This window comes from Salinicola rhizosphaerae (assembly GCF_014652715.1).
Lineage (GTDB): Bacteria > Pseudomonadota > Gammaproteobacteria > Pseudomonadales > Halomonadaceae > Salinicola > Salinicola rhizosphaerae.
Genome location: NZ_BMZI01000003.1, coordinates 357,258 through 383,447 on the forward strand (window position 1 = coordinate 357,258; position 26,190 = coordinate 383,447).

Annotated in this window: 27 protein-coding genes and 1 pseudogene; 11 read left to right on the forward strand and 17 right to left on the reverse strand. The window is 59.2% G+C overall.

The window, feature by feature from the left end:
- Positions 1-52 precede the first annotated feature (52 nt).
- Both IE125_RS07805 and IE125_RS07810 read right to left on the reverse strand, forming a co-directional pair.
- Positions 53-307, reverse strand: a complete 255-nt coding sequence (locus IE125_RS07805) for a Txe/YoeB family addiction module toxin (RefSeq protein ID WP_189444085.1) — start codon at positions 305-307, stop codon at positions 53-55.
- Positions 304-555, reverse strand: coding sequence for a type II toxin-antitoxin system Phd/YefM family antitoxin (locus IE125_RS07810; protein WP_189444086.1), 252 nt, complete (start codon positions 553-555; stop codon positions 304-306). Before IE125_RS07810 ends, IE125_RS07805 begins: the two co-directional genes overlap by 4 nt.
- A 743-nt stretch (positions 556-1,298) precedes the next feature.
- Between IE125_RS07810 and IE125_RS19415 the strand changes: the two genes are divergently transcribed.
- Entirely contained in the window at positions 1,299-1,577 is a 279-nt protein-coding gene (locus tag IE125_RS19415; RefSeq protein ID WP_189444087.1) for a GNAT family N-acetyltransferase, read from the forward strand.
- On the opposite strand, the gene IE125_RS07820 is transcribed toward IE125_RS19415, so the two are convergent.
- Complete coding sequence (locus IE125_RS07820; RefSeq protein ID WP_229808985.1) at positions 1,540-1,770, reverse strand: hypothetical protein; 231 nt, start codon at positions 1,768-1,770, stop codon at positions 1,540-1,542. The two genes, IE125_RS19415 and IE125_RS07820, sit on opposite strands and share 38 nt — an antisense overlap.
- Positions 1,771-2,172: 402 nt before the next feature.
- Between IE125_RS07820 and IE125_RS07825 the strand changes: the two genes are divergently transcribed.
- Together IE125_RS07825 and IE125_RS07830 are read left to right on the forward strand one after the other, a co-directional pair.
- Positions 2,173-2,397 carry an addiction module protein gene (locus tag IE125_RS07825; RefSeq protein WP_189444088.1) on the forward strand — a complete coding sequence of 75 codons (225 nt, stop codon included), beginning with the start codon at positions 2,173-2,175 and terminating at the stop codon, positions 2,395-2,397.
- Complete coding sequence (locus IE125_RS07830; protein ID WP_189444089.1) at positions 2,394-2,687, forward strand: type II toxin-antitoxin system RelE/ParE family toxin; 294 nt, start codon at positions 2,394-2,396, stop codon at positions 2,685-2,687. Before IE125_RS07825 ends, IE125_RS07830 begins: the two co-directional genes overlap by 4 nt.
- 107 nt (positions 2,688-2,794) lie before the next feature.
- On the opposite strand, the gene IE125_RS07835 is transcribed toward IE125_RS07830, so the two are convergent.
- Complete coding sequence (locus IE125_RS07835; protein ID WP_229808986.1) at positions 2,795-3,121, reverse strand: hypothetical protein; 327 nt, start codon at positions 3,119-3,121, stop codon at positions 2,795-2,797.
- Positions 3,122-3,324: 203 nt separating this feature from the next.
- Here IE125_RS07835 and IE125_RS07840 point away from each other — a divergent pair, with 203 nt between their 5' ends.
- A complete protein-coding gene (locus IE125_RS07840; protein ID WP_189444091.1) occupies positions 3,325-4,191 on the forward strand; it encodes a sirohydrochlorin chelatase in 867 nt (288 codons plus the stop codon).
- A 131-nt stretch (positions 4,192-4,322) separates the two neighbouring features.
- Here IE125_RS07840 and IE125_RS07845 read toward each other — a convergent pair whose 3' ends face one another.
- The 3 genes and pseudogenes from IE125_RS07845 to IE125_RS07855 all read right to left on the reverse strand — a co-directional run bounded on the left by IE125_RS07845 (position 4,323) and on the right by IE125_RS07855 (position 6,406).
- Positions 4,323-4,613, reverse strand: a complete 291-nt coding sequence (locus IE125_RS07845; RefSeq protein ID WP_189444092.1) for a DUF1330 domain-containing protein — start codon at positions 4,611-4,613, stop codon at positions 4,323-4,325.
- A gap of 76 nt (positions 4,614-4,689) precedes the next feature.
- Positions 4,690-5,744: pseudogene (locus IE125_RS07850) on the reverse strand (aldo/keto reductase).
- 71 nt (positions 5,745-5,815) lie between these two features.
- Complete coding sequence (locus IE125_RS07855; protein ID WP_189444093.1) at positions 5,816-6,406, reverse strand: flavodoxin family protein; 591 nt, start codon at positions 6,404-6,406, stop codon at positions 5,816-5,818.
- Between the two features lie 115 nt (positions 6,407-6,521).
- On the opposite strand from IE125_RS07855, the gene IE125_RS07860 reads away from it, so the two are divergent.
- Entirely contained in the window at positions 6,522-7,427 is a 906-nt protein-coding gene (locus tag IE125_RS07860) for a LysR family transcriptional regulator (RefSeq protein WP_189444094.1), read from the forward strand.
- Between the two features lie 124 nt (positions 7,428-7,551).
- Positions 7,552-8,571 carry a low-specificity L-threonine aldolase gene (gene ltaE / locus IE125_RS07865; protein WP_189444095.1) on the forward strand — a complete coding sequence of 340 codons (1,020 nt, stop codon included), beginning with the start codon at positions 7,552-7,554 and terminating at the stop codon, positions 8,569-8,571.
- A 22-nt stretch (positions 8,572-8,593) separates the two neighbouring features.
- On the opposite strand, the gene IE125_RS07870 is transcribed toward ltaE, so the two are convergent.
- The gene (locus IE125_RS07870; RefSeq protein ID WP_189444096.1) at positions 8,594-9,034 is read right to left on the reverse strand and encodes a hypothetical protein; all 441 of its coding nucleotides are present in this window, start codon (positions 9,032-9,034) and stop codon (positions 8,594-8,596) included.
- Between the two features lie 116 nt (positions 9,035-9,150).
- Entirely contained in the window at positions 9,151-10,017 is an 867-nt protein-coding gene (locus IE125_RS07875) for a LysR substrate-binding domain-containing protein (protein WP_189444097.1), read from the reverse strand.
- 378 nt (positions 10,018-10,395) lie between these two features.
- Between IE125_RS07875 and IE125_RS07880 the strand changes: the two genes are divergently transcribed.
- Entirely contained in the window at positions 10,396-11,625 is a 1,230-nt protein-coding gene (locus IE125_RS07880; RefSeq protein WP_229808988.1) for a TauD/TfdA family dioxygenase, read from the forward strand.
- Between the two features lie 159 nt (positions 11,626-11,784).
- Positions 11,785-12,735 (forward strand): ABC transporter substrate-binding protein, encoded by a 951-nt coding sequence (locus IE125_RS07885; protein ID WP_189444098.1) that lies wholly within the window; start codon positions 11,785-11,787, stop codon positions 12,733-12,735.
- 548 nt (positions 12,736-13,283) lie between these two features.
- On the opposite strand, the gene IE125_RS07890 is transcribed toward IE125_RS07885, so the two are convergent.
- Positions 13,284-14,198, reverse strand: a complete 915-nt coding sequence (locus IE125_RS07890; RefSeq protein WP_189444099.1) for a LysR family transcriptional regulator — start codon at positions 14,196-14,198, stop codon at positions 13,284-13,286.
- Positions 14,199-14,407: 209 nt separating this feature from the next.
- Here IE125_RS07890 and IE125_RS07895 point away from each other — a divergent pair, with 209 nt between their 5' ends.
- Both IE125_RS07895 and IE125_RS07900 read left to right on the forward strand, forming a co-directional pair.
- Complete coding sequence (locus IE125_RS07895; RefSeq protein ID WP_189444100.1) at positions 14,408-15,289, forward strand: alpha/beta fold hydrolase; 882 nt, start codon at positions 14,408-14,410, stop codon at positions 15,287-15,289.
- A gap of 7 nt (positions 15,290-15,296) precedes the next feature.
- Entirely contained in the window at positions 15,297-16,379 is a 1,083-nt protein-coding gene (locus IE125_RS07900) for a tartrate dehydrogenase (RefSeq protein WP_189444101.1), read from the forward strand.
- An 83-nt stretch (positions 16,380-16,462) separates the two neighbouring features.
- On the opposite strand, the gene IE125_RS07905 is transcribed toward IE125_RS07900, so the two are convergent.
- The 4 genes from IE125_RS07905 to IE125_RS07920 are packed head-to-tail and all read right to left on the reverse strand — an operon-like array spanning position 16,463 to position 21,721.
- The gene (locus tag IE125_RS07905) at positions 16,463-17,242 is read right to left on the reverse strand and encodes a PEP-CTERM/exosortase system-associated acyltransferase (protein ID WP_189444102.1); all 780 of its coding nucleotides are present in this window, start codon (positions 17,240-17,242) and stop codon (positions 16,463-16,465) included.
- A gap of 40 nt (positions 17,243-17,282) precedes the next feature.
- Entirely contained in the window at positions 17,283-20,072 is a 2,790-nt protein-coding gene (locus IE125_RS07910) for a bifunctional diguanylate cyclase/phosphodiesterase (protein WP_189444103.1), read from the reverse strand.
- Between the two features lie 34 nt (positions 20,073-20,106).
- On the reverse strand, positions 20,107-21,297 hold the full coding sequence (locus tag IE125_RS07915) for a putative porin (RefSeq protein WP_229808989.1): 1,191 nt from the start codon (positions 21,295-21,297) through the stop codon (positions 20,107-20,109).
- Complete coding sequence (locus IE125_RS07920) at positions 21,287-21,721, reverse strand: type 2 periplasmic-binding domain-containing protein (RefSeq protein WP_229808990.1); 435 nt, start codon at positions 21,719-21,721, stop codon at positions 21,287-21,289. The genes IE125_RS07915 and IE125_RS07920 overlap by 11 nt, the downstream gene beginning before the upstream one ends.
- 529 nt (positions 21,722-22,250) lie before the next feature.
- Here IE125_RS07920 and IE125_RS07925 point away from each other — a divergent pair.
- Entirely contained in the window at positions 22,251-22,691 is a 441-nt protein-coding gene (locus tag IE125_RS07925; RefSeq protein ID WP_189444105.1) for a hemerythrin domain-containing protein, read from the forward strand.
- Positions 22,692-22,848: 157 nt separating this feature from the next.
- Here IE125_RS07925 and IE125_RS07930 read toward each other — a convergent pair whose 3' ends face one another.
- From IE125_RS07930 to IE125_RS07940, 3 genes are all read right to left on the reverse strand, one after another.
- On the reverse strand, positions 22,849-24,012 hold the full coding sequence (locus IE125_RS07930) for an alpha-hydroxy acid oxidase (protein WP_229808991.1): 1,164 nt from the start codon (positions 24,010-24,012) through the stop codon (positions 22,849-22,851).
- A gap of 61 nt (positions 24,013-24,073) precedes the next feature.
- The gene (locus tag IE125_RS07935; protein WP_189444107.1) at positions 24,074-25,009 is read right to left on the reverse strand and encodes a dihydrodipicolinate synthase family protein; all 936 of its coding nucleotides are present in this window, start codon (positions 25,007-25,009) and stop codon (positions 24,074-24,076) included.
- Positions 25,010-25,037: 28 nt separating this feature from the next.
- The gene (locus IE125_RS07940) at positions 25,038-26,159 is read right to left on the reverse strand and encodes a mandelate racemase/muconate lactonizing enzyme family protein (RefSeq protein ID WP_189444108.1); all 1,122 of its coding nucleotides are present in this window, start codon (positions 26,157-26,159) and stop codon (positions 25,038-25,040) included.
- Between the last annotated feature and the right edge of the window lie 31 nt (positions 26,160-26,190).

Below are 26,190 nucleotides of genomic sequence, written 5' to 3' on the forward strand. Positions count from 1 at the left end.
GAACCCCAGCCGACAAATCGGATGTCGACTTTTACACATCAGACATCGACTTCTAGTAGTGATAGCGAAGCTGGGCAATGATTAAAGCCTCGTCCGTCATTTTGTAGACGATACGATGCTCTTCGTTGATTCTCCGAGACCAGTAACCGGCAAGGCCATGCTTGAGGGGCTCCGGCTTACCGATCCCGTCGAATGGCTCTCGTGCGATCTCTTTGATCAGCTTATTGATTCGGCCAAGAATTCTTTTGTCCGTCTTTTGCCAGTAAAGATAATCTTCCCAGGCATTTTCCGAAAAAATGAGCTTCATTCCAGAAGCTCTCTCTCCTGACCACCACCTTGCTCGAGCTCAGCAACGGATTCCAGCAGTCGACGGGCGTTCTTCGGTGCGCGCAGAAGGTACGCCGTCTCCTGAAGCGCTTCGTAATCCTCGAGCGATATCATGACCACGGACTGCGCCTTGCTCCGAGTGATGATGACGGGAGAGTGGTCCTCACAGACCTGCTCCATGGTTTTTGCCAAATTGGTTCTAGCAGCCGTGTAGCTAACCGCATCCATGGGATATTCCTGTACAATATATTGGACATGTACATAATATAGAAACCAGAGCGGATCGACAACCGATCGCGTCAGTAGCAACCTCTCGCCGTAGGCCCACTCGAGAGCCGAGCGCCTGCTCTCAGCAAAACCTCGGCAATCAGCAGACGACGGCGCCACCCTGCCTTTAGACAATAGCGGCGTTCACGCCGAGAGGTGGCCTTACGTCACCCCCCGTGTGAAATGACCTACAGGCACACCTCGAACGTCATTTCCAATCGTCGACTAAGCCGCCGCCCATCCTGGCGAGTACTTCGCCGTCTGCCGCTAACTCTTCTTCACCGCCCCGGATCAGATGGTCGAGGTCTATCCCGAGCTTTATGATTTGTTGAGAAGGTATTTTGGGCAGGATGTGTTAATTCGGTTGGAGCATTACTAACCGTTGTTTCTATAAACCGAAGAATCAAACCCGGCTTCCTTGACTTGAGAACAATATTGGAGTCAACCATAGCCATCAAATAGACAAGGAAAATATGAAAGGCGTAGAGCACACTCGCATCGAGATTATAGACAACACGGATCAAGGAATATTGGAAAATATTTTCCAATTTTATTTATACGACATGTCTGAATTCACATCTTCTCCGACGAATTTGTCAGGAAAGTTTTCATTCGATATTCGAGCGCTGGATGATTACTGGAAGGATACGAATCGCACCCCCTATTGAATCAAGCATAAGGAGAAAATCGCCGGATTCATTTTTTTGAGGCCGTACCCTTTCGACCAATCTGTATATGACATTGAACAATTTTTTGTCATGAGAAGCCACCGCAGATCAGGTATTGGAAGGCTTGCTTTCCAAAAATGCCTTGTCCTTCATCCTGGCAAATGGCAAATCAGAGCGCTGCTTGACAACAAGCCAGCCTATAAATTTTGGGAACGCACCATCTCCGAAACAACTGGTCAAAATTTTACGTCAACAGATGAAATGGATCGAGACCTTCTCATGCATTTCTTTCGATTCGAATATCCCGAAACCTGATCATTATTTTCAATTCATCACCCAGCATTTGGAGCGTTCGCATTTCCTGACCCCGTCTTGCCCGCATCTTGCTCCTGAATTCTTCGCGACTACGCATTGTACCCCTGCCACTTTTGGCCTTGGATGCACGGCGAACGATTTCATCACTCCAGGCCTGCTCGACGTCGTCGTCGCGCGGACCGTCCAGGCTCATGACGAGTTCTCGAGCCAGCGTCGCGCGCTCTGACCCGGAGAGAGTCGATATCTAGAAGCGTAAGTGATCCAACATTTCGGTCGTCATGGCGCCTACGCGAGCAGCGAGAGAACGCTAACCCGATTGCGAAACTCCAACAAGGCTAGCATCGGGAAGCCGTCGCGCGGCGGGGCTCGAGCCGTTGGCGAACGCGCGGATGTAGAGATGCGTCGTTGATCATAAGGACCCGTCGTCGGGGTCGAAGCGCTTCTCTTCTCGTACACCGGCCTGATCGGTACTCGGCCAATCACGCATAGCCCGTCCGCTTGCCCTGGAGCCCTCGCCGCACACCAAGGTCGAGCCGTGGCACCGGGCATGCATCCATGCCAGAATCGAACGGCGCCAAAGTAAAAGGTTTCTGCCATGAATCTCCAGAAAATCGAAGACGAAGCGCTCCATCTATCCAGAGAGGAGCGGACCCGACTGGTCCAGCGACTGGTGTTGAGCCTGGAGGCTCCGTCGGAGGAAGAGCTCAGGTCCGATTGGTTGGTCGAGGCTCGCCGCAGGGCCGAAGAGCTTGATAGTGGCGCTGTTCAGGCTGTGCCCGGTGAAGAGGTCATGAAAAAAGCCCGAGCGCTGATCAAGTGAATTACGCGTTTCACCCGGCAGCGGAAGCCGAGTTCCTGGAGTCCGTGGGTTATTACGAATCAAAGGTTCCTGGACTGGGTGGCGCTTTTCTTGAAGAATTCGAGACGTTGATAACAGTCATTGCCGAGTCGCCGAAGGCCTGGCAAGTGGAATTAGCTCCAGATATTCGTCGAGCCCCTCTTCACCGATTTCCGCTCTCCATCGTTTATCGAGAAAAGCCAGATGGCTTTCAAATCCTGGCCGTTGCCCATACCCGACGACGTCCGCAGTACTGGCTTGGCAGGCTTTGACGGAGACCGCTAATTTTTCCTGTTGGCAATCGAACGGGAGATGCGCCACCAGCGATGAAGGTCTGCAATCCGGACGCCGGCTTCGACTGGAAACCTGCCGCGTACGCCTAATCCTTGGTCACTACCGCTCGGTCGAACGCCTCCCGCCACGTCTCTTCCCAACGCGCCGGCTCGGCGGGAAATCGCCCCAACTCCACCGCGAGATCGAAGAAGCCTTGCGCCGGCAGCCCTTCGCCGCGGCGGCTGACGACGAGCGCGGCGACAAAGGGGCGGCCCTGTTCGGCGTCCTCGCGCATCAGGGTTTCCAGCGCCTGAGCCACGCGCTGGATGGTGCGCGGCGGCTGCAGGCCAAGCGCTTCGGCGACCTGCTGATAGGTCATCGGCAGGCTGTCGCGCGGCGCGATTTGGAGCAGTTGGCGGAGGCGAGCCGGCATGGGTAGGTCGTCGGTCATTACGCTCAGACGTTGATCAGAATTCAGTCCAAGAGTATCGAGCGATTCGTCTTCGAGGCCAGTCATGTCGGTTTCGATCTGGAACCACCTCTACCTGCTCGTCGCGCTCGCGTATGCTGATCGGGTGACGATCTGCGCTGGGCAGATCATTGGATATCTCTCTGCCTTTCCTCTCTCGAGGCCCCATGCGAAAGATTCTGCTCGTCGACAATGGCTCCCTTCGCCCCGCCGCCACACTCAATCTGCGCCGACTCGCTCGCGCCTTGAGCGAAGCAAGTGGCGAGACGGTCGAGGCCGCGTCACTGCTGCATTCGTTCAAGATTCCGCCGGAACAGCTGGACGGAGAAAAGGCGGTAACGGTGGGGCCGCTGGCCGAACGCCACGCGCTAGAGGGCGGCACGGAACTGGTCATCGTGCCGTTTTTCTTCGGCCCCAGCAAAGCGCTGACCGGCTATCTGCCGGAGCGGCTCGCCGAGGTGCAGGCCAACTACCCGTCGCTTTCGGTAAGGATCGCCCCACCGCTGGTCGACACGCGGCTGGCGCCGGACCTACGCCTCGCCCGACTGCTGGCGGAGAACGTGCGCGAACGCATGACGGGTCAGTCGCGGCCCAAGGTCGTGCTGGTCGATCACGGCAGCCCCATCCCCGAGGTGACGGCAGTGCGCAACTATTTGGCCGGGCAGCTCAGCGCGCTGCTGGCCGATGAGGTCGACTGCGTGACGTTCGCTTCGATGGAACGTCGCGAGGGTGATGCCTATCGCTTCAACGAGCCGCTGCTCGAAAACCTGCTGGCTTCCCCCGCGCTGGCCGAGAGCCACGTGATTCTCTCGATGCTGTTTCTCTCCCCGGGCCGACATGCAGGCGTTGGCGGCGATATCGCCGAGATCTGCAGCCAGGCGATGGCGCACTCGCCCGGGCTCAACGTCGACACGACGCGTCTGGTGGGCGAAAACGACGCCATCGTCGAGATTCTGCTCACGCGTCTGCAGCAGGCGCTCGCCGGCGGACCGCTGTTGATGGAACGCCGCGCCGACGCCTCCCCGCGTGAGTGATCGGCGGTTCACGCACTGAGCGACGCTATTGAGGCCGAAAAGCGCTTCGCCAGTAGGGGCGAAACGCTCGTTGACGCGTCGACGACGCGTTTTATCGGACTACAGCCGGGTTAGGCGCTCTTTGCCAACCGTTACGCGGCCCCTTCGAGCAGCACGAAGGTGCCAGTCGCGGCCTCGGCGCGCAGGGCTTTCGCCGCCTGATACTCGGGGCTTTCATAGAATCGCTTGGCGTCGTCGAACGAGGCGAACTCGAAGATCACGTGTCGTTCGTGGGCCTCGCCTTCGAGATTGTCGTAGCGCCCCGAAGCGGCAATCATCGTCGAGTCAAACTTGGCCATCGCCGCACCGGCGGCTTCTGCATAGACGGCATACGCCTCTGCATCGGTGATGGTGACGTGGCCGATCAGATAACCTTTTGGCATGTCGTTTTCTCTCGTGAGTTGTCGGGGTAAATGTCGAGTGGGCACAGCCCGCCTCGAAGCGTTCACGCGGTGTGCGTTACGGCAGTGCCTCGGGCGTCGCCGGCGAAGGGCATCGACTGGCATCCTGCTGCGCGACCATCCAGCCGGGATACTCGGGGGCCAGTGCGCTCACGGCCTCGAGACGCGAAAGCTCATCCTCGGTGAGCTGGATATCGACCGCGCCCATATTGTCGTCGAGCTGATCGAGCCGTTTAGCGCCGATGACGACGCTCGTCACGTGCGGCTTGGCGAGTAACCAAGCCAGCGCGATGCGTGCGACCGAAATACCACGCGCTTCGGCCATGGCCCGCATCTCGGCGACGCACGCCCATGCCCGCTCGTGATCGACAGGGGGAAAGTCGAAGTGTTGACGTCGGGAGCTGGCGTCGCTCGGCGCGCCGGGGCCGAATTTGCCGGAGAGCAAACCGCCCGCCAGAGGCGACCAAACCAGCAGCCCCATCTGCTCCTCCTCGACGAGGGCACCAGTTCCCGTTCGGCATCACGCCCGGCAATCGAGTAGTAAGCCTGCAGCGTCTCGAAGCGTGGGGTGTTCTGGGCCGCGCTCAGTCCGAGCGCTTTGCCGATCTTGCCCGCACGCCAGTTGGAGACGCCGACATACCGCACCAACCCTTGGCGGGTAAGGTCGTCGAGCGCGCGCAGCGTCTCGTCGATGGGCGTGATCGGATCGCTGGCGTGGATCTGATAGAGATCGATATGGTCGACCTGAAGTCGTTCCAGGCTTTGCTGGACAGAATCCATGATGTGCCCGCGCGACGCCCCCTGATCGTTGGGTGTCGGGCCCATCACGCCGCCGGTCTTCGTTGCCAGCACTATTTCATTGCGGGGTGCGCCAAGGTCCTTCAGCGCCTGCCCGATGATCCGCTCGGATTCGCCGAAGGCGTAGATATCGGCGGTATCGATGAAGTTGATTCCCGCCGCTAGCGCACGCTCGATCAGTCGATTCGCCTCGCCCTGGCCCACCGCCCCCATCGCTTTCCACATACCCGCATCGGCGTTGTCGCCCAGGGTCATCGTGCCGAGGCAAAGCTCGGAGACATAGAGGCCGGTGCGGCCCAGTCTTTTGTATTTCATGATCTTTTCCTGGCGAGAAAGCTAAAAAGACGCCCATGGACCCATTGAAGAGCAGCCCACGCACAGGGACTTCAATCGTTTGCGGGTCTACCCGCCAGGAACTGGCTCGCAAGCATCGCCACGCGTTCGCCATAGAGGCGTGCCGTCTCGAGATCGCCTGTCGACATCTCTTCGGGTGAGGCGTCGGCGGGCGTCTGCGCCATTGGCCCGATGTAGGAGCCCATCCGATTCAGGTCATCTCGCTTCGACGCTTTCACGTTGGCCGGTTTGATATCCATGTTGATCCAAATACCGCCGTGCTGGCCGGCCAGCAGAAAGAAGTATTTCAGCGTATTCAGCTTGTCGCCGTTGACACTTGCACTGTTGGTGAAGCCGCCGAAGATCTTGTTCTGCCACTGCCTCTTGAACCAGGGCTGGGACGAGGCATCGGCGAACTTTTTGAACTGCCAGCTGGGACCACCCATGTAGGTGGGAGAACCGAATACGATGGCATCCGCGCCAGAGAGCGTTTCCCAGTCTTTCTCGGTGATATTGCCGTCAGAATCGATACCGATCCGCGCAGCGCCGGCTCCTTCGGCGATAGCGTCGGCCATGCGCTCGGTGTGTCCATAGCCAGAGTGGTATATGACGACGGTGGTGGCCGGTGAGTTGCGTTGGGTCATCGTGGCTATCTTCATTCCATTCTTCTCCGGGGAAACAGTAAAAGCGATGGTAATGAGTCGCCATTGGGTAATAAATCACGTTAAATAGAACGCACTGTTTCCTTGGCAATGAACAATGAAGAACCTCGACGCGCTTGTGATCTTTTCGCGTGTGGCCGAAATGACGAGTTTCACGCGTGCCGCCGAGAACTTGGGCATCCAGAAAGGGCGCGTTTCCACCGTGATCCGCGAACTTGAGCGGGAAGTCGGTGTGACGCTTTTGAATCGCACCACTCGGCGCGTTCAGCTCACCGACGAGGGCGCCGATTTTTATACCCGTGCACGCGACCTCCTCGCCGATATGCAGGAACTGGAGTCGATGTTCGCCGACCGGGCGGGCCGGCTGAGCGGGCGGTTGCGGGTCGACATGCCGACCGAGCTTGCGAAGAACGTGGTGATCCCCGCCCTGCCGGCGCTCATGGCAGCGCATCCCGAGTTTTCACTGGAACTCTCGAGCACCGACCGGCGTGTCGATCTCGTCGAGGAGGGCCTTGACTGCGTAATTCGCTTAGGGCCGATCGTCAACGAGACACTAGTCGCGCGACCGCTCGGTAAGCTTCGTATGATCAACGCCGCAAGCCCTGGCTATCTTGCACGCCACGGCGTGCCGGTGACGCTTGCGGACCTACATGCGCAAGACCATCGCATGATTCATTACACCCAGCGACTCGGTGCCCGACCTAACGGTTGGGAGTACCCGCGCGGCGAGGGCTACGCGACGCTCGCGCTGCCGAGCGCAATACAGGTCAACAGCGTTCAGACCTATCATGCGGCCGGTCTGGCCGGGATAGGGTTGATCCAGGCGGGCTATTCGTCGCTCGCCCACCACATCGACACCGGTGCGTTGGTTGAGATTCTGCCCGATCTTCGCCCCGAGCCACTCGCGGCATCGCTCGTCGTGGCGCATCGGCGTAACCTGTCGCAGCGCGTCAGAGCCTTCATCGACTGGCTCGAGACCGTGCTGGCACCCTACTTCGATTGAGCGTCGAGCCAAGCGGCGCGACGCCAACGAATCACAAGAGCGCCAACCCGCCACGAGCCGCCAGGGCCACGGCGTTTTGCCCGCACTCTACCCACGCCGCCCCCATTCCAAAAAGGCTTCAGTCATGATCGATCTTCGCAGCGATACCGTCACCCGCCCCAGCGCCGAGATGCGCCGAGTCATGTTCGAAGCGCCGGTCGGCGACGATGTCTGGGGCGATGACCCCAGCGTGACGCATCTCGAGCACTATCTCGCCGAGCGCACCGGCAAGGCGGCGGCGCTGTTCCTCCCCTCCGGTACACAGAGCAATCTGGTGGCGCTGCTTTCCCACTGCCAGCGCGGCGACGAGTATCTCGTCGATCAGCAGGCGCATACGTACCGACTGGAAGGCGGTGGCGCGGCGGTACTGGGCGGTATTCAACCGCAGCCGCTGGATGGCCTGAACACGGGTGAACTGCCGCTCGCCAAACTGAAGGCGGCGATCAAGCCAGTCGACCCGCATTTCGCGCGCACGCGCCTGTTGACGTTGGAGAACACCTTCCACGGCCAGGTACTCGACGCGGATCACGTGGCGCAGACGACGGCGCTGGCGCGAGAGCAGGGCCTGGCGACGCATCTGGACGGCGCGCGAATCGGTAACGCCGCCGCGGCGAGCGGATCGAGCCTGGAAGCGCTATGTGCGCCTTTCGACACGGTCTCGATCTGTTGCTCGAAGGGACTCGGGGCGCCGATGGGCTCGGTGCTGGTGGGGCCGGAGGCATTCATCGCCACCGCGACCCGCTGGCGCAAGGTGGTCGGCGGCGGTCTGCGTCAGGTCGGCTCGATGGCAGCCGCCTGCGAATATGCGCTCGACCATCACTTGCCCCAGCTGATACAGGACCACGAAAAAGCCGAGCGACTGGCGGCAGGGCTCGCAGCCATCGACGGCATCACGGTCACCGCGCAGGCGACCAACATGGTGTTCGTGGCTTTTGAGGACTCGGCGTTCGCCCCGGAGCCCCTGCACGCCTGGCTAGCCGAGCAGGGGATTCTGGTCGGCGCACTCTATGCTCCGCGTTTCGTGACCCATCGCGATGTCTCGATGGCCGATATCGACCAGGTTGTGGCCGCCTTCCGCGACTACTTTCAGCGCCTGACGCGCTAATTCCGGATTCTTCCCGTCGCCATCAGCGCGTCGAAGCGGCGCTACCGGCGTGCGTGTCGCGGCCGCCATCCCCGGCCGGTGCCTTGGGATCGCAGCTGCGGCTGGCGGTGGAGATTGTCGTGCCGCCATCGCTGCCGTGGCAGATCGAGCCGCCGCCGCTGGATCGCGCCCGGCTCTCCTCGCGCGGCTGGGCGATTCCGGGAACGATATGGACATCGAAGCGCTGCGGCACATAGTCCGGCCGGCCATCGCGGTGGTTATCCGGCAGACTGGTCCGATGCCCGGTGTGCGGATCGACGGCTGTCACACTGCCGGCCTGGGCCGACAACGACACCATCGCCAATATCATCGCCAACCCCAGCGCAATGGAGATCCCCGCGCTGAACGTCAGCGTCCCCTGTGCGTCCCTCGCCTTGCCACAAGCGCAGGCAATGCCGCGCCTGCCTGTTTTCGTGACTGACATCTTCATGTCCACCTCCGCTCCGGCTCCGGCTCTGGTTCGAGTTGATCCACCGCATTCCATATAGCGTAGCGCACTCGCCTTGCCGACCAACGGCCCCGTTTGCCGGCCGGCTTCTCTCACTGATTCGACTGGCTCAACCACGCCCAAAGCTCGAGCGCGGCCGGCCGAAGCTGACGGCTCGCGGGCCGGACCAGCCAGAAAGCCTCGTCGGTTGCCATATCGAGTTCGAAAGGCGCGACCAGATCCCGACTCGCCTCGAGCAGACGACGATGCGAGAGCGCTACACCGCCGCCGTAGGAGGCGAGCGCCAGCGTCGTCACGTGCGTATCGCAGATCATCGCCTGGCAACGACTCTCCAGCCCGGGTACGCCGGCTTGCGCCAGCCAACGCGGCCACCCAGCGGCAAAACCGGCCGCGTGCAGCAGCGTCTTGCCGGCGAGATCGTCCGGTGAGTGAAGCTCCGCGGCCAACGCCGAGGAGCAGACCGGCAACAGCCGCTCTTGCCCCAGGCACTCCGCCACTACATCGTTCCAGTCGCCGTGCCCGTAGCGGATCTCGAGGTCAGCCCCTTCCGCGCCGAAGTCATCCGCCCATATGGCGCTGACGAGCCGCAGCGTGACCTCGGGATGCATCTGCTGAAAACGCATCAGCCTTGGGGCCAGCCACGTCTGCTGCATCGCTGGCGTCGCGCGCAGCGTCACCGGCGCGCCGGGGCTGGGGCCGAAGACTTCGGAGGTACCCTCGGCAAGACGCGTGAAAGCCCCTTGAACGCTGGGCAGCCAGGCACGCCCGGCCGGCGTCAGCGCAAGACTGCGCGGGTAACGGACGAACAGCGGCTGCCCTACCTTGTCCTCGAGCAGCCGAATGCGCTGACTGATCGCCGACTGCGTGACACCAAGCTCGCGCCCCGCTTCGGTAAAGCTGAGCGTTCGCGCGGCGGCTTCGAAGGCTTGAAGCCAGAGAACGGGGGGCAGATCGGACATGGGCGACTCGCTGAGCGGTGGCGTCGACAGGACGCGAGAGCAAGGCACTTGGCGAGACCAAGGTCGAAGAGACATAGCTTGGCATTAGCTGAGCTTAGCCATTGCGGTCAGATTAATCGTTTGTCACCCCGGTGCGCAATCCGCATCCTAGTGTCACGCATCGATACCTAAGGAAACGCTGCATAAATGTCTGCACGAGCGAATGACGACGTTGCGCGGTACTCGAAGACTCGCCTAACCCCATGTTATGTCTCGCCTTCTACGTTCCGTGCGCCTAGTCCTTCATCTCGCTCGCCGATTTATTCAGCGCTTCCCTGAGTTAACGCCAACACGATTCAACGCCGATGGCCTCGATTCGCCATCGCTGGGAGGTTCCTTTTGTCATCCGGTAACGCTTTTCACGACGGTCTCGCCGAACGCGATGCCGAGCAGTCCACCGTCGATATGGCCGAGCTGCGCCGCTATCGCCAGGGTGACGGCGCACCGGACACGCCGCTTATAGGTGCGCTGCTCGAAGGCCAACGGCTTGTGCTGCGATGGTCCGACGAGGCGGTTGGCGAATTCCCGCTGATGTGGCTACGCGACCACTGCGCCTGCAGCGAGTGTCGCCACCCGATGACGCGCGAGCGACTCTACAAACTGCTGGAAGACCCCCTTTGGGAGCGCTTCGCGAGCGACGACGCGCTCGATGGCTTCGACTTCGACGACCACTCGCTGAGCCTGACATGGGCCGATGGACACCGCTCCCGCTTTGACGCCGGTTGGCTCTACCAGCGGCGCCCCGGGCAGGCGCTGCCGAGCCTGCTGCCGACGCCAACGCCTTGGCGTCAGGGCTTCTTCCCCGAGCGTGTGGCGCACGCCGATTTCGTCGGCGAGGGTGACGGCCGCAGCCGCTGGGTCAATGCCCTGCTGCGCGACGGTCTGGCGCTGCTCGATAACGGCCCATGCGAGCTGGAGGAAGTCTCCCGAGTCGCCGAGAGCATCGGGCCGATGCGCTCGACCAATTTCGGCGGACGCTTCGACGTGCGCTCGATTCCGAATCCGAACAACGCCGCCTACACCGCTATCGGGCTCGAGCTGCATACCGACCTGCCCAACTGGCGTCAGCCACCGGACATCCAGCTGCTCTACTGCCTGGAGAACGACGCCGAGGGCGGCGAGTCGAGCTTCACCGACGGTTTCGCCGCGGCCGAGGTACTGCGTGAAGAAAATCCGGCCGCGTTCCGGGTGCTTGCCGAGACGCCGATCGACTTCCGCTTCCAGGACGATGGCCACGATATCGGCGTGCGCGAGCCGATCATCGACCTGGATGACGAAGGCCGCCCGCGCGAGATCCGCTTCAACAACTGGATTCGCGATACGCTGAGCCTGCCGGCGGATCGTATCGAGGCGTGGTACGACGCCTACCGGGCATTCTGGCAGGTGCTGCGGCGTCCGGATCGCCGTGTCGAGCTCACGCTGGCGCCGGGCCAGATGGTCGCCTTCGACAATCGCCGCGTGCTGCACGGCCGCAATGCCTTCGACCCGAATACCGGCAAGCGTCATCTCCAGGGCACCTATCTCGACCTGGACATGCTGCAGTCACATCTGCGGGCCCTGTTGCGGTGAGTGATTCCGCCAAGGCCCGTTGATTCGAGCCGCTCGAGCGATCGAGCGGCTTTTCTGCGTGTATCCCCTGACGGATGCACCCATCGAACCAGGTCGAGGTTGCCCGAGAAGCGATTTTCAGGCCCCCGATCTGGCACAGGGAACGACAGGAGACAATAAATGAGAAACGCAATCACGCTTTCCACCCTACCCGCACTCGCTCTGAGTGCCGGCCTCGCGATGGGCGGTCTCGGCACGGCGCAAGCCGACGACGAGACGGTCGTCTACGGCGTGCCCGCCTGGCCTGGCATCACGGTCAAGACCGAAATCGCGCGTGAGCTTCTGGCGCCGCTCGGCTATCAAGGCAAGGCGCAGGAGATCGGCCTGCAGGTGATCTATCAAGGGCTCGACACCGGCGACGTCGACGTCTTCCTTGGCGCCTGGCTACCGGCCCAGAATCCGATGCTCGAACCGCTGGAGAGCGATGGCAGCATCACGCGTCTCGCCACTAACGTGACCGGCGCGCAGATGACACTGGCGGTACCGGACTACGTCTACGACGAGGGCATCACGTCTTTCGCCGATCTCGATGCGCATCGCGATGAGTTCAACGGTGAAATCTACGGTTTCGGCGCAGGCTCCGCTGCGAGCGAAATTCTCAACAAGGCGATCGCCGATGACGCCTGGGGTCTCGGCGACTGGACCCTGGTGGATACCAGCACCGTCGGCATGCTGAGCGCGGCCAAGAGCCATATCGCCAATCACGAGCCCATCGCCTGGGTTGGCTGGAAACCGCACTGGATGAACCTCGCACTGCCGATGCGCTATCTGAGCGATTCCAAGAATCTGTTCGGTGAAGGCAACGGTGCCAGCGACGTGCGTACGCTGATGGCGAGCGACTACGCCGACGCTCACCCCAACCTGGTGACGTTCTTCAACCAGTTTTCGTTCACCTCCGAGGAGCAGAGCTGGATGATCCAGCAGTACGGTCAGGAGGAGAAGCCGGTCGAGGAAGTCGCCAAGGCGTGGATCGCCCAGCATCCGGATCGGGTCGAGAAGATGCTCGATGGCGTGACCACGGCCGACGGCCAGCCCGCCTGGGAGACGGTGAAGTCGGCTCTGTCGCTCTGACGCGATATTTTGCCTGACGAGATAATCCGAAGGGAGTTCGCCGTGAGCGTCTCGGCGCCGCATGCCGGGTCGCTCGCGGGTAGCAAAGATTCGTTACATTTTTGTGCCGAATTTCTTGCTCTTTCCGGGAACTCGTGGCGTCGGCCGCACTCTGAGTCAGTGTTCCCTTGAATGATCCCTTACTTGCCCACCATCCCCTGGTGGGCATTTTTTTGCCTGCCATTCCTGTTACTGCAACTCCTGTTGCCCGATGTTCCCGTTGGCCGCCTTTCGTGCCGACGGCGGCGCCCAGCCCCGTTGCTGCACCATCAGAAACCCGACATCAGAAAGCATTTTTTTGACGCCCCCGGGAACTTGTTCGGACTCGCGCACTCAGAGTTAGTGTTCCCTTGAATGATCCCTTACCTGCCCACCATCCCCTGGTGGGCGTTTTTTTGGGGCCTGCCATCCCTGGCGACCATCCCGCGGGCCGCCTTCGGCGTCAAAAACCGCTCCCGGCGGTTTTGATCTGGGTCTTCGTCCGTAAATAGCGGCGTGACACGCCGTGCTCAAGGCAGTGGCGGCACCCGCCCCGCCATCTCCGTTGTCATGAATGTCACGAAGCGATTCACTCGCAGGCTGTCACGCGCGCGTTCATGGTAAAGCAGATGAAAGTCCGCCCGGATGCCGCGCCACCGGGGCAACAGCTCGACCAGTTCGCCATTCGCCAGAGACTCATGCACATCCCACCAAGAGCGCAGCAGAACGCCGTGCCCCTCGAGCGCCATTCGGGTCATCGCCTCGGCATCGTTGCTGGCCAGGCGCCCCTGCACACGGACCGATCGACGTTGACGCGAGTCGTCGGCGGCCTCGAAACGCCACAGTGAATAGTCGGTATCGTTCTCGCGCACGATCAGGCAATCGTGTCGAGCGAGGTCCTCAGGCGTCTCCAGTGCCGGCGCGGTCTCGAGATAATCAGACGAAGCGCAGAGTACGCGACGATTGGCGAGTAGATGCCTTGCGACCCAGCGCGCGGGCGGCGGCTCGCCGACACGCACCTGAACGTCGTATCGGCGATCGTCCAGCGCGGCGGGAAAGCCGCTGAGATCGAGCAGGATCTCCAACTGCGGGTGCCGAGCGGCGAATCGAGAGATCAGCGGCGCGACGTGGCGTCGTCCGAACCCGAAGGTCGCGTTGATACGCAGTCTGCCGGTCAGTGAGTCACCGCTGGCACGCAGCGAACTCTCCAGCTCGCCGAGATCGTCGAGCAGCCGGGTGCCCTGCGAAAGGTAACGTTCACCTTCGGCTGTCAGCGTGAACCGCCGCGTCGTCCGCGTCGCCAAAGAAACGCCGAGACGAGCCTCCAACTGCTGCAGACGTTTACTGACGGCCGAGAGCGATAACCCGAGTTCGCGCGCTGCGCCCGTCAGGCTACCGCCCCTGGCGATGTGCTGAAAAAAGGCCAAGTCATCGAGTGGCGTCACGAGATTATCCACTTCTCTTCAATAATCGATTGAATGCTAGCGTGATTATCTCTCGACAAACAGGGACTAGACTCTAACTTCCGTCTTCGAAAATCGGTCTTTGCAGTCTAATATTCGAAGTTCGGCGCCCGAAATTCGCCTACCGAGTTCGATCGCCAGGCTTCGGTACTCGATAGTTCATTCCGAGAAACGAGCTGAAAAACGCCTCCATGTTCGAAACCTTCCAATCCTTCGATATCGATGCGGGCGACAATGTCTCGATCCATGGCGTCGTCGGTGGCAACGGGCCGCCACTGCTGCTGTTGCATGGCCACCCGCAAACCCACGTCATCTGGCATCGGCTAGCACCGCGGCTGGCAGAGCGATTCACCGTCATCGCGACGGACCTGCGAGGCTACGGCGACTCGGCCAAGCCCGCCGGGGACGCCGAGCACCTCGCCTACAGCAAACGCACGATGGCACGGGATCAGGTCCGCGTCATGCAGGCGCTCGGTTTCGCGTCCTTCTTTCTTTGCGGCCATGACCGCGGCGGCCGGGTCTCGCATCGCCTTGCACTCGACCACCCGGATTGCGTGAAGAAGCTGATGACGCTGGACATCGCCCCGACACTCGCCATGTACGAGGGCACTGATCTTGCTTTTGCGACCGCCTATTGGCACTGGTTCTTTCTGATTCAACCGACACCGTTGCCGGAATCCTGGATAGAAGCGGCGCCTGGCGACTATGTCACTCGAATCATGGGCGGACGCCACGCCGGGCTTGCCCCTTTCGATCCGGCGGCCATCGCCGAGTATCAGCGCTGCTTGGCGCTTCCCGGGGCTGCTCGCGGGCTTTGCGAGGATTACCGCGCGTCGCGCACCATCGATCTCGAACACGATCGTGCCGATCGCGATGCCGGCCGTCACCTGCGCGTGCCTCTCGCAGCACTATGGGGCGAATTTGGCACCATCGAGCGCAGCTTCGATACGCTGGCCGAGTGGCGCGCGGTCTCGAACGCCAGCGTGGAAGGCTCCGCCATCCCATGTGGCCATTATCTCCCCGAGGAAGCGCCCGACGCGGTCTTCCAGCATCTGATCGACTTCATGAGGTAAGCGCACCATGACACAGCAGAAGACACACAGAATCGCGGTCATCGCCGGTGACGGTATCGGTACCGAAGTCGTTCCCGAGGGGCTTCGCGTGCTGAAGGCCGCCGCCGAGCGCTTCGAACTTTCGCTCAAGTTCGAATCGTTCGAATTCGGCAGTTGCGACTACTATCTCGAGCACGGCAAAATGTTGCCGGATAACTGGTTTGAGACCCTCTCGAGCTTCGACGCGCTCTTCTATGGTGCGGTCGGCTGGCCGGAAAAGGTGCCCGACCACGTTTCCCTGTGGGGATCGCTCTTGCAGTTCCGACGCCACTTCGATCAGTACGTGAACCTGCGCCCGTGCCGACTAATGCCGGGAATCCAGAGCCCGCTGGCGAATCGCAAGCCGGGGGAGATCGACTTCTACGTCGTTCGCGAAAACACCGAGGGCGAATACTCGAGCATCGGGGGCAAGATCTTCGAAGGCACCGAGCGCGAAACGGTCATGCAGGAGACGGTCATGACGCGAACCGGCGTCGATCGGGTGCTGAAATACGCCTTCGACCTGGCGCAGACACGCCCGCGGCGGAAGCTGACCTCGGCAACCAAGTCCAACGGTATCTCGATCACGATGCCCTACTGGGACGAACGCGTGAAGGCGATGGCCAGCCGTTACCCGGACGTTGCCGTGGACCAATTCCATATCGATATCCTCACGGCCAATTTCGTGCTGCATCCGGACTGGTTCGACGTCGTCGTCGCCAGCAACCTGTTCGGCGACATCCTCTCCGACCTCGGCCCTGCCTGCACCGGCACGATCGGCATTGCGCCCTCGGCCAACATCAACCCCGAAGGCAAGTTCCCGAGTCTGTTCGAACCCGTGCACGGCAGCGCCCCGGACATCGCCGGCAAAGGCATCGCCAACCCCATCGGTCAGATCTGGTGCGGCGCCATGATGCTGGAACACCTTGGCCACCCCGACGCTGGCGCGGCAATCGTCAGCGCGATCGAAAGCGTGCTGGGCAGCGATGACAGATCGGCTCTGACACCGGATCTCAAAGGAGATGGAACGACCGAGAGCCTCGGCAAGGCGATAGCCGAGGCGTTGGGTTGAGTTTGGGGTGGGTTAGATCAGCCTCATCAGGCACGCTGCGGCAACCGTCATGACAGCGAACATTAATGATGCTCGCTATCATTTCAAGATACGAGGAGATTGGTGCGGTCTCTGGTATCCCCTGTACGACTCAAACCACTCTCGAATTGGCGGTGCAGGGATTGTCGAATGATCGTGTAAAAGCGCCTCAGCTCCGGCCTGAGCTTCTCAACCGCCTGGAGCTGATCGATGTAGTAGGCAGCGCGAATCCCATTGAACTGCTGATTATTACCCACCTTTTTAAACGACAACCCAAACCGGCCCAGCAGTCTCGCCAGTCGTGGCTCCATCAATGCAAACGCGTGCTGCCGTTGGATAAGCCCGATCATGGCGGTTGACGAGAGATAGACGGCGACTCCCAAGAGAGAAGCGACTTCATAATCGCGGGAAGTCGAAGGGAAATCATGACTCGAAGCTGACTCAGTAACGTCACGACGCCGGTATCGCCCTAAGATAGCGGCCCGAGAGACTTCGCAGATTGAATTCCGAGAAAATTGCGCAGGATTGGGTTCTCTGTCCAAAAATTGACCGCGGGCATTAGCCTCTATTGGCAAGAAAGATGGCATATCCGGGGTGACACCTGTTGGATAAATCACGCGGATACAAGCAACAGGCTCTCGTGTAAGACGGTGACGAACGAGACAGTGGAGGGACATATTATCGAACTCGTCGTATTCCAGCCCCGCGTCTGGATTGCCAGGCATCGCGTGCCCAAATTCTCGCGTATAGACTTCGTATCGTAAGCCATAAACGCTGTGCTTATCGGCCGGGTCGGTAGCGAGTACGAATTCAAAAATCTCGTGAAACTGCTCGTACAAAGTCATTTCTACGCCTTATTGCCCTGTAGTTGTTAGGTTTTCAACTTCATCCACCGATATCAAAGGAAGTGGGTCTACCTAACCAGTACCCCTGCATGTAGTCGACACCTGATTCTCGCAACATGTCCACGATTTCTGGGCGATCGACAAATTCAGCGACCGTCTTTTTGCCAAACCCTCTAGCGATCTCGACCACCGCTTTGACAATCACCTGGCTGCGTCGACTATCTGGAAGATCCTGGACGAAAGAACCATCGATTTTGATATAATCTGCCGGAAGTTGATCCAGATAGTAAAAACTACTGAAGCCAACACCAAAATCATCGAGTGCAACCGAACATCCCATATCCCGCACTTCCTGAAGAATACACCGTGCAGTTGAAAAATCCGTGACAGCTGCAGTCTCTGTCACCTCTACAATGAGCTGAGAGGGAGAAACCCGGTGCTCAATTAGCCCATCCTTCAAGAAGCGCGTCAGCGTCTCATCGCGTAGCGACTGCGCCGATAGATTGACCGCCAACTTGAGAGAGGGATCACGGAGCCTGTTGATGAGCTTCAGAGAGTGGGTTAGCACCCATCGATCGACATCGACAATCAGGCCACTTTTTTCTGCAATTGGAATGAACGCGCCTGGAGAGATGATGGAAGACTGCCCCTCGTCATCATCAATCCGCATGCGTAGCAGTATTTCGTAGTGACTGACAGCCGAATCTGTGACCTTTGCGATAGGCTGATGCCATAACTCGAAGCCTTCATATTTCAACGCATGGCGCAACTTCTCTTCCCAGTAGAGCCTTTCTTGTAGTACATCGCGATCCCTGCTCGATGCCAGTAAATGCCAACGAGAGGAAACATGTTCCTTCGCTTTGTACATCGCAAAGTCTGCACTGGCCATTAGCTCCTTGGGAGTCGGCCCGTGATCAGGATAGAGAGCGATACCTATACTGGCCGCCGTGCGATGTCGCTGTCCATCAACATCTAGACTGATATTTTCCAGCTTCTCCGACATGAGCTTAGCTAACCCAACTGCGGCTTCGGCATTGGATCGTTCGAGCAGTACGGCAAACTCATCTCCGCCCAGGCGCGCGAATACGCCTTGGCTACCGAACTCTCGGCGAAGTGTTTCCGACACCAATTTGAGGAGTTGATCACCTGCCTGATGCCCTCCTAGCTCGTTGACCTCTTTGAAGCGATCCAAATCCATATAGAGCATCGCGCCTCTGGCACCAGGCAAGACGGCCTGCTGAAGCGCTTTTTCGAAATATCGACGGTTGTAGAGCTCCGTCAATGGATCACGATTGGCAAGCCAAGAGAGTCGCATTTCTGCAATTTTTCGATCTGTAATATCAAGCCCTACAGATATCGTAGACTGTCTTTCCCCCGCCCACTCAGTAAGAGCAGTGTGATGCCACACAATGGTTTTCAATTGCCCATCCTGGGACATCAACTCACTTTCCCTTTGCCCGAAGGATGCCGTAAGCGAATCGGTGCTATTGCCAAGCTTATAGAAAACTTCGCGAAAAGCTGCCCCTTCGAGCGTATGTTCGTCTTGTCCAACCATCTTACCGGCGTATCGATTCGCCAACTGCACCGTTCCCGTGTCATCGTGAATAACGACCAGTACCTGCGCAGCGTTCATCAAATTACCGATCAAGTCTCTCTCTTTTCTAAGCTCTAGAACTTGAGACTCCAGCTTCTCCCCTCTTTGATGGACTTCTTCTTCCAGGCTTTCGAGCTGCGTCGCAAGGCTGAGCGCCGAATCGACCAACACATCGATCTCATCACGCGGTTCTTCTCCTCGCCGTCCGCTTAGCGCGGATCTCATGCGGGTATAATCCCCAGTAGCCAATCCCGGCAACGCCTCCGTCAAAGCACGAATTCTCTGGACTGGCTTCCACAGTACGAATAACAGGAGTACTTCCGAGAAGCCCCAACCGGCCAAGGCCACCACAAAAACGGTTCTGGTCGTTGTCTGAATAGAAGAGAGCTGTTTAGACACATTCTCGACCGAGGCAAAATACCCTGCCTCTAAGTTTGGCACACTTTTTCCGATAGGAATTAGACTGACTTCAAAGTTTTCTCCATCACGAAAGATACTGACCGGTTTAACCATGATACTTTCGAGCGAAGCGGCTTTAGCAGCCGACTTAATGATAGGCAGTGTCTTCTCTTTATGAGTGACCGCCAAGGAGTAGGCACCCCAATCAGGAATCCATCGTTCCTCCTCATCACCAAACGACTTCTTTCTATTATTTAAAATAAGCGCAATATCGTTACCTGAGCTACCCATAAAATAGCTCATCACTTCGATAAGGGAGCGCGACACCATCACGATACCTGCGTTACTCCCATTCGACAAAATAGGCACGGCGGCGTATTGGCGGCAGACCTGTTGGCAACGCAGAAAATCTCCGGGTTGTTCATTGGCAATCACATGTGCTAACCAATGAGTATCGGGCGTTGCAGAACTACCCTCCGTCTTATCACCATAGGAGGCTACCGGTCTGCCGTTGAGACCGATGATTTTCAGGTCATCGACGCCTGCTTCCAGCTGTATAGTCGGCCACTGATATTTCAGTGACTGGGCCACACCCTCTCGATCTTTCTCTTCCAAGGCCTTGCTCAGCGATTCAGAGGAGGCAACGATCGATGCCAACTGTTTCAGATCACCTGCAGAACTTCGTAGAGCACTCTCGATCTGGAGACGTTGACTTTGCTGATTGGCGGCCTGATGTGAGCTAAACTGCCCCATCAAACTCTCATAACTAATCCATGTGATCGACAGCGCCAACCCCAACAAGATGATGCTGGTAGCAAAAAATGCCTGCCACTTCAAGCTGAGGCGATATTTCTATTTTTTCTACTCATAGTCAGAAGCTGAACGACGTTTGAATCATCAGCATATTCCAATACTGCTCAGTTTCATCTTCTTTGTTATCTTGCCTAGGTAGCCAACCCGTCCCATTGACGTGATGTAATTCTGCTTGAGCACGCCATGCTGGAGTAATGGACCACTGGATCCCCGTCGTTACATCCTTGGCGAATCGTGAGTAATCATAGCCAGCGCCGCTTTTCGCGTAATGACTTCCGTCACGATCGTTCCTGTCACTGACTGTATAATCGTAACGCACCAGCCATTGCCATTGTTTCGAGAATCTGTACTGGTACTGCAAATACCAACTTTCACCATCTGCAGTGCTGTTGTAGCCTGCGCGGTGAAAGTCTTTCAACCGCTTTCTCTGAAACTCGTACTCAGCCGTCAAACTCCATTTTTCCGCATTATATTGAAGAGACAGGATGGTTGGCTGAAAAATAAATGTTCCATCGACATTCGTTTCTTGACGAGATTGGTAGTCCGCCCTCACCTCCGCCACGCTAACCCCAAGATTTAGTTTTCCTCCTGCATGGGAATACATGACCTGACCAATCGTCGACAACCTCCCCTCGAGGTTAGGATTACTGGAAGAGAGCGAAATTTCGGCATCACTATTAACTTGGGGTAAACCGATACCTCCTTGGAGATACAGGGTACCGTTTGAAAATCGCTCTTCGTCGTAAACGGTCACGCCATCTGACGCCAATCCCAAAGAACGACTTCGATCAAAATAGATTGACTGAGGGAGCAAAATTCCCGGACGGGTCGAGGGAGCATCCCTAGTTTGGTTATAGAAGCCAAAAGGATTTTTAAAGCGCCCAACCTGGATGCCTAGCGCCCGGCTCTCATCCGCGACGAACTGATAATCGACAATGCCGTAATCGAGCTTTGGTTGCCATCCGTCACCGTAGTTACCGGCCTTTCGACTCAAAACCTGGCCGGCAACCAAGACGTCTCGCATCGGCCGAACCGAAGCGTTTAGGCCCAACTCTGTATATTCCCAACTTCCACCGCTATCGCTGCTGGGACCAAAGAAATCATTATGGTCGGTCAGAATCAACGCTTGGCTCATGAAGCCATGAACCTGAAAGGTATCGCCCACGCCTTGCGCTTGCACTGAGCCGGCAGAGATAAGGGCCGTCAGGGTCATAAGCGCTCTCATGCGCTTGATTTTCTTAGTTGACATCGATCACCCGGACCTGGCTATTCAGGTCTGATTGCTGGATATAACCGATACTGCCTGGCGTCGATGAGATCGCCTGTAACATGGCAGTTTCATCCGGCACTTCATTAGGTGCCTGGCCGGTACCCGAGAATACGGCTCGATCCCATGCCAACCGAAGCTGGTGTGGATAAACGCCGAGAACCTTTTTCGAGAAACGCTCATGAAGCGGGTTATCGTCCGGTAGCACGAAGACGTGAACCGCCTGCCCGTCAGGGAGCGTGCGCTGACGCATGGCGAAGATAGCTCTCACGGTCTCCAGCGGCAGGGCCTTCTGCTGCACGGAAACATTGCCGACGACGACGATAGCGTCGTCATCGGCCTGGCCAGGCTCGCCAAGCATCGGTAGCAATGCCGCTACCAGGCAGACAGTCAGGAATCGTCGCATGCCACGCGACTCCCGTTTCCGGCCAACCTCGTCATGCTGCCCTGTTCCCCGTAGTGAAAACGCTTGCGCCCGTTCGATGACGCCACCGGGTCTCATTGATCATTGTTTATCTGCCGAGCGTGACAGAAGAGGCCGTCTCGGTAGACGTAGAATAGCGCTCCCAATGCCTGCCTACTCGCGATGCAACCAAAACGTGAGCACTCACTCGGGCGCCATCCTGCAGCGCTTTGGCGCTCGATCACACCGCATCGCTTTCACCAGCGACGCTACCGGTAGAGCGATGTCGGCATCAGAATCAATAGCATACGCAGGTTACTAAATTCAGCACAGATAACATTAGCAATCATCGAAAGTTGCCGGGCCTCGACGGAGGTGCCGGCCTTCTCCGGCATTCTTTCGCGCCTCCGGAGGCGCGCGCTTTTCAGCCTCTCCCGCTTAGCGCGACCTGGCGTTGTCTCCTAACCTTCAGGCTGAGGGAGCCAACCGGCTGACAGGATTGGTCGAACGACGATCAGGGAGGAGCATGACCATGACGATTTTCGAAGCGTTACGCGAGAGCCACGACAAGCAGCGCCGTTTGATGGATCTGCTGGTCAAGACGCATGGCGATAGTGAGGGACGCGACGAGCTGTTCAAGCGCTTGAAAGCCGAGCTCGAGAACCACGCCGCCGCCGAAGAACGCGCGCTTTACATGCCGATGATGGAACACGACATGTCGCAGGAAAAAGCCCGTCACAGCATTGCGGAGCACCACGACATCGACGAAATGCTCGAAACGCTCGGAGCCATGCCGTACGACTCTCCCGCCTGGCTGACCAACGCCAAAAAGCTTCAGCATCTCGTGACGCATCATCTCGATGAGGAGGAACACGAGATCTTTCAGGTGGCCGGTAGGGCCTTGGACGACAGCACCAAGCAGTCGCTGGCCAAGACGTACGAGGAGGAGATGGCCGCCCGGCAGGCAAGCTGAGCCGACCTCGAAACAGGATCTACCAAAAGGAGCCGAACATGCCTGAGCGTCGGGTACTGCTGATCACCGACGCCTCTAGCGGGATTGGCGAAGGAGGCTTTGTCGCTCCCGCTGGTGACGAGTTTGACGATAACATCAGACGTCTGGAGCTAGGACTTCAAGTCTGCTTTAGATAAGTTTCATCTAGCGCAGCTAACTCCCTGCATCCTAATAGCGACATATTGCGCTTGATCTCCTCCTGCATCAGCCGTATCGCGTGGCTGACCCCAGCCTCTCCGGCGTGAGCGGCAGCGTAATTGAATGGCCGCCCAAAGAAGACGAAATCAGCCCCGAGCGCCAACGCCTTAAGCACATCGCTGCCGCGGCGAAAGCCGCTGTCGATCATCACCGGTAGTTCCCCCACTGCCTCGCGTACCGCAGGCAGCACGCGCAAAGGCGCAATGGTGCCATCTAACTGGCGGCCGCCGTGATTGGAGACAATCACTCCATCGGCGCCGACATCGCGTGCCCCCCTCGCATCGTCGGGATGCAGGATGCCTTTGATGATCAGGTTGCCTGGCCAAGCATCGCGCACCAACGCGAGATACGCCCAGTCGAGATGCGTGCGCCCGGAAAAATCGCGATTGACGTGTTTGGAGATCACCGGAATACCGCGTGTGGCGTAGCTATTCTCGAAGTGCGGGATACCATGGTGACGCAGCGTTTTGTAGAAGGTGCCGTAGAGCCATCGCGGTCGCAGCAGGCCATCTAGCGCAAGGCGCAGACTGGGCCGAATGGGCGAGGAAAAGCCGCTGCGCCGGTTGTTGTCCGGGTTGGGCGGCACGGCGTAGTCGACCGTGATGACCAGATTTCGGAAGCCCGCGCCTCGGATACGCTCGATCAGCGCCTCGATGGCCGGCCAGTCACCGGGCAGATAGGCCTGAAACCAATCGTTACCCTCGATAGCCGCTATCTCCTCCATCGGAATCAGCGACGAGCCGCTCATAATCATCGGGAGATTGGCCGCTGCCGCGGCACGCGCCAGCACCAGATCGCCGCGATAGGCGGACAGCGCCGAGATTCCCATAGGCGCGATACCGAAGGGAACCGCGTAGCGCCGCCCGAACAGCTCGGTCTCCTGCGAGATCTCCGACACATCCACCAGCACTCGTGGCACGAAACTGTAGTCGTCGAAGGCGGCGCGGTTGGCGGCCAGGCTCTTGCCATCCTCGGCGGCATTGGCGATATAGCCGTGGATCGGCCGCGGCAGATGGCGCTTGCCGGCGCGCTCCAGGTCGTGAAAATTGCGAATATGGGCAAGTCGGCGGATCTGATGAGTCACGAAAATCCCTCGAGTGGCCTGGCCAACGAAGCCCGAACGGTGACGAGCCCGATCGCCGCGATCAAGTCGACAAACCGGGCATATCGAATCCCGCGGCCGAGAGCGACGACAGCAGGTGCTCGCGCTGCGTGTCATCGAGCTCCACCAACGGCGGGCGCAGCCGGTTCCAGATGGCATCGCCCGAATAATGTGCCGTGGCCGCCTTCAACGCGGGGATCATCGGCACGCTTTCGAAAATATCGCGAATCCGGTTCAGCGCCTGTTGCTGATCATTGGTGTCGGCCTGCTGCCAGGTCTCGCCCAGCGCGGCAATCGCCCGAGCATTGACGTTCGCCGTCGCACTGATGCAGCCGGCGCCCCCGGCACGCAGCGTGGGAAGCAGAAAGCGTTCGCTGCCGGCGTAGACCCGGAAACCAGCCGGCGTGAAGGCATCGATCATCGCCTGGGTGTAGTGCCAGTCACCGCCGCTGTCCTTGACCCCGGCAATCACCTCCGGATATTGCGCCATCAGCCGTTCGATCAGCGCCAGCGTGATCGGCACCTGTGCTACCGGCGGGATGTGATAGAGATAGAGCCGCAAGCGGTTGTCGCCGACCCGCTCGATGACCTCGGCGTAGAACCGATAGAGCCCCTCTTCCGAGACGCCCTTATAGTAGAACGGCGGCAGCATCAGTACGCCGCCGACGCCCTGCTCCACTGCATGTCGAGTCAATACCACGCTGTCGGCAATCGCACAGCAACCGGTGCCCGGCATCAGCCTGCTGGTATCGATGTCAGCCTCGACCAGACGCTCGAGCAGGGACTGACGCTCGGCGACCGAGAGCGAATTCGCCTCGGAATTGGTGCCGAAGATGGCCAGCCCGACTCCATTGGACATCAACCACCGGCAGTGGCGAACGAAATGCTCGGCATCGGGCGCCAAGTCGGCACCAAAGGGCGTGATGACCGGTGACAACACCGTGCCGGGATGGCTCTGGGACGAGGAATTCCGGGACATGCGAACACTCTCCGATTGATAGCCTGGATCAGGACCACGCATCGATGGCATACCGTTCCAGAACCGCCTCGTCGAAACCGAACCCGAGACCGGGTGCTGTCGGCAACATCAGGCGACCGTCGGCAAAGGTCAATTGAGTATCGATCAATTTGCGGAAGTTGAGCACCTGATCGTCGGCAAAGAATTCCACGTAGGGCGCATTGGGGGTCGAACCCACCAGATGCACGTGCAGGTCGTGGAACCAGTGCGGACAGATTTCGACGCCGAAACTTGCTGCCGTTGCTGCGATCCGTCGGAACTCGGTGATCCCGCCGCAGACCGCGGCATCGGTTTGCAGAACCATGGCCGCTTCCTTCTCCAACAGCTCCTTGAAGCGCCAGCGCCCGGCCTCGATCTCCCCGGTCGCCACCGGCACCGGCGTGCGTTCGGCAAGCCGACGATGATTGTCGATATCATCAGGACTGAACGGCTCCTCGATCCAGTAGGGTGCGTAGGGCTCGGCCATGCGCATGAAGGCCAGCGCCGAGGGCAGATCCCGCCAGGCGTTGTTGGCGTCCATCATCAGCAGGACGTCGTCGCCGATAGCCTCGCGCACCGCGGCCAACCGCGCCTCTTCAGCGGCCAGATCCTCGCGCCCCACCTTCATCTTCACTGCACGGAATCCCTGGTCGACGTAGCCGATCATCTCTTCGGCCAGTTTCGCCGGCGTCTTGCCCTCCAGGTAATAACCCCCGCTGGCATAGGCCGCCACGCTCTCGTCGTCGCTGGCCCCCAGGAAACGGTGCAGCGGCAGGTTGGCGGCGCGCGCGTTGCGGTCCCACAGTGCCACATCGAGAATACTGATGGCGCGCATCACCGAGCCGGTGCGACCGTGCAGCAGCCCCTCCTGATACATCTCCTGCCATAAACCCTCGATACGGTGCGTGTCCTCGCCCACCAACACAGGCTTCATCAGATCGCGCACCGCTGCGGTCACCAGCGCGCCCGCGTTGTTGCCGCCGTAGCAGAAACCGATGCCGCTGATTCCATCGTCGCCAGTGACGCGCACCACGGCGTAGTCACGCTTGAGCACTCGGCGGTTGGAGAAACTGGTGGGATTATCGAGCGGCACACTGATCGTACGGGCCTGAACGTCGGTAATACGTGTCATCGTGAGATCTCCGGGGTAGAGAACAGAATCG

Excerpts from the sequence above, each read along its gene's own strand:
- IE125_RS07805 (WP_189444085.1), bottom strand. The coding sequence starts at position 307 with ATGAAGCTCATTTTTTCGGAAAATGCCTGGGAAGATTATCTTTACTGG.
- IE125_RS07810 (WP_189444086.1), bottom strand. The coding sequence starts at position 555 with ATGGATGCGGTTAGCTACACGGCTGCTAGAACCAATTTGGCAAAAACC.
- IE125_RS07820 (WP_229808985.1), bottom strand. The coding sequence starts at position 1,770 with ATGAGCCTGGACGGTCCGCGCGACGACGACGTCGAGCAGGCCTGGAGT.
- IE125_RS07825 (WP_189444088.1), top strand. The coding sequence starts at position 2,173 with ATGAATCTCCAGAAAATCGAAGACGAAGCGCTCCATCTATCCAGAGAG.
- IE125_RS07835 (WP_229808986.1), bottom strand. The coding sequence starts at position 3,121 with ATGCCGGCTCGCCTCCGCCAACTGCTCCAAATCGCGCCGCGCGACAGC.
- IE125_RS07840 (WP_189444091.1), top strand. The coding sequence starts at position 3,325 with ATGCGAAAGATTCTGCTCGTCGACAATGGCTCCCTTCGCCCCGCCGCC.
- IE125_RS07845 (WP_189444092.1), bottom strand. The coding sequence starts at position 4,613 with ATGCCAAAAGGTTATCTGATCGGCCACGTCACCATCACCGATGCAGAG.
- IE125_RS07855 (WP_189444093.1), bottom strand. The coding sequence starts at position 6,406 with ATGACCCAACGCAACTCACCGGCCACCACCGTCGTCATATACCACTCT.
- IE125_RS07860 (WP_189444094.1), top strand. The coding sequence starts at position 6,522 with ATGAAGAACCTCGACGCGCTTGTGATCTTTTCGCGTGTGGCCGAAATG.
- ltaE (WP_189444095.1), top strand. The coding sequence starts at position 7,552 with ATGATCGATCTTCGCAGCGATACCGTCACCCGCCCCAGCGCCGAGATG.
- IE125_RS07870 (WP_189444096.1), bottom strand. The coding sequence starts at position 9,034 with ATGTCAGTCACGAAAACAGGCAGGCGCGGCATTGCCTGCGCTTGTGGC.
- IE125_RS07875 (WP_189444097.1), bottom strand. The coding sequence starts at position 10,017 with ATGTCCGATCTGCCCCCCGTTCTCTGGCTTCAAGCCTTCGAAGCCGCC.
- IE125_RS07885 (WP_189444098.1), top strand. The coding sequence starts at position 11,785 with ATGAGAAACGCAATCACGCTTTCCACCCTACCCGCACTCGCTCTGAGT.
- IE125_RS07895 (WP_189444100.1), top strand. The coding sequence starts at position 14,408 with ATGTTCGAAACCTTCCAATCCTTCGATATCGATGCGGGCGACAATGTC.
- IE125_RS07900 (WP_189444101.1), top strand. The coding sequence starts at position 15,297 with ATGACACAGCAGAAGACACACAGAATCGCGGTCATCGCCGGTGACGGT.
- IE125_RS07905 (WP_189444102.1), bottom strand. The coding sequence starts at position 17,242 with ATGACTTTGTACGAGCAGTTTCACGAGATTTTTGAATTCGTACTCGCT.
- IE125_RS07915 (WP_229808989.1), bottom strand. The coding sequence starts at position 21,297 with ATGTCAACTAAGAAAATCAAGCGCATGAGAGCGCTTATGACCCTGACG.
- IE125_RS07920 (WP_229808990.1), bottom strand. The coding sequence starts at position 21,721 with ATGCGACGATTCCTGACTGTCTGCCTGGTAGCGGCATTGCTACCGATG.
- IE125_RS07925 (WP_189444105.1), top strand. The coding sequence starts at position 22,251 with ATGACGATTTTCGAAGCGTTACGCGAGAGCCACGACAAGCAGCGCCGT.
- IE125_RS07935 (WP_189444107.1), bottom strand. The coding sequence starts at position 25,009 with ATGTCCCGGAATTCCTCGTCCCAGAGCCATCCCGGCACGGTGTTGTCA.
- IE125_RS07940 (WP_189444108.1), bottom strand. The coding sequence starts at position 26,159 with ATGACACGTATTACCGACGTTCAGGCCCGTACGATCAGTGTGCCGCTC.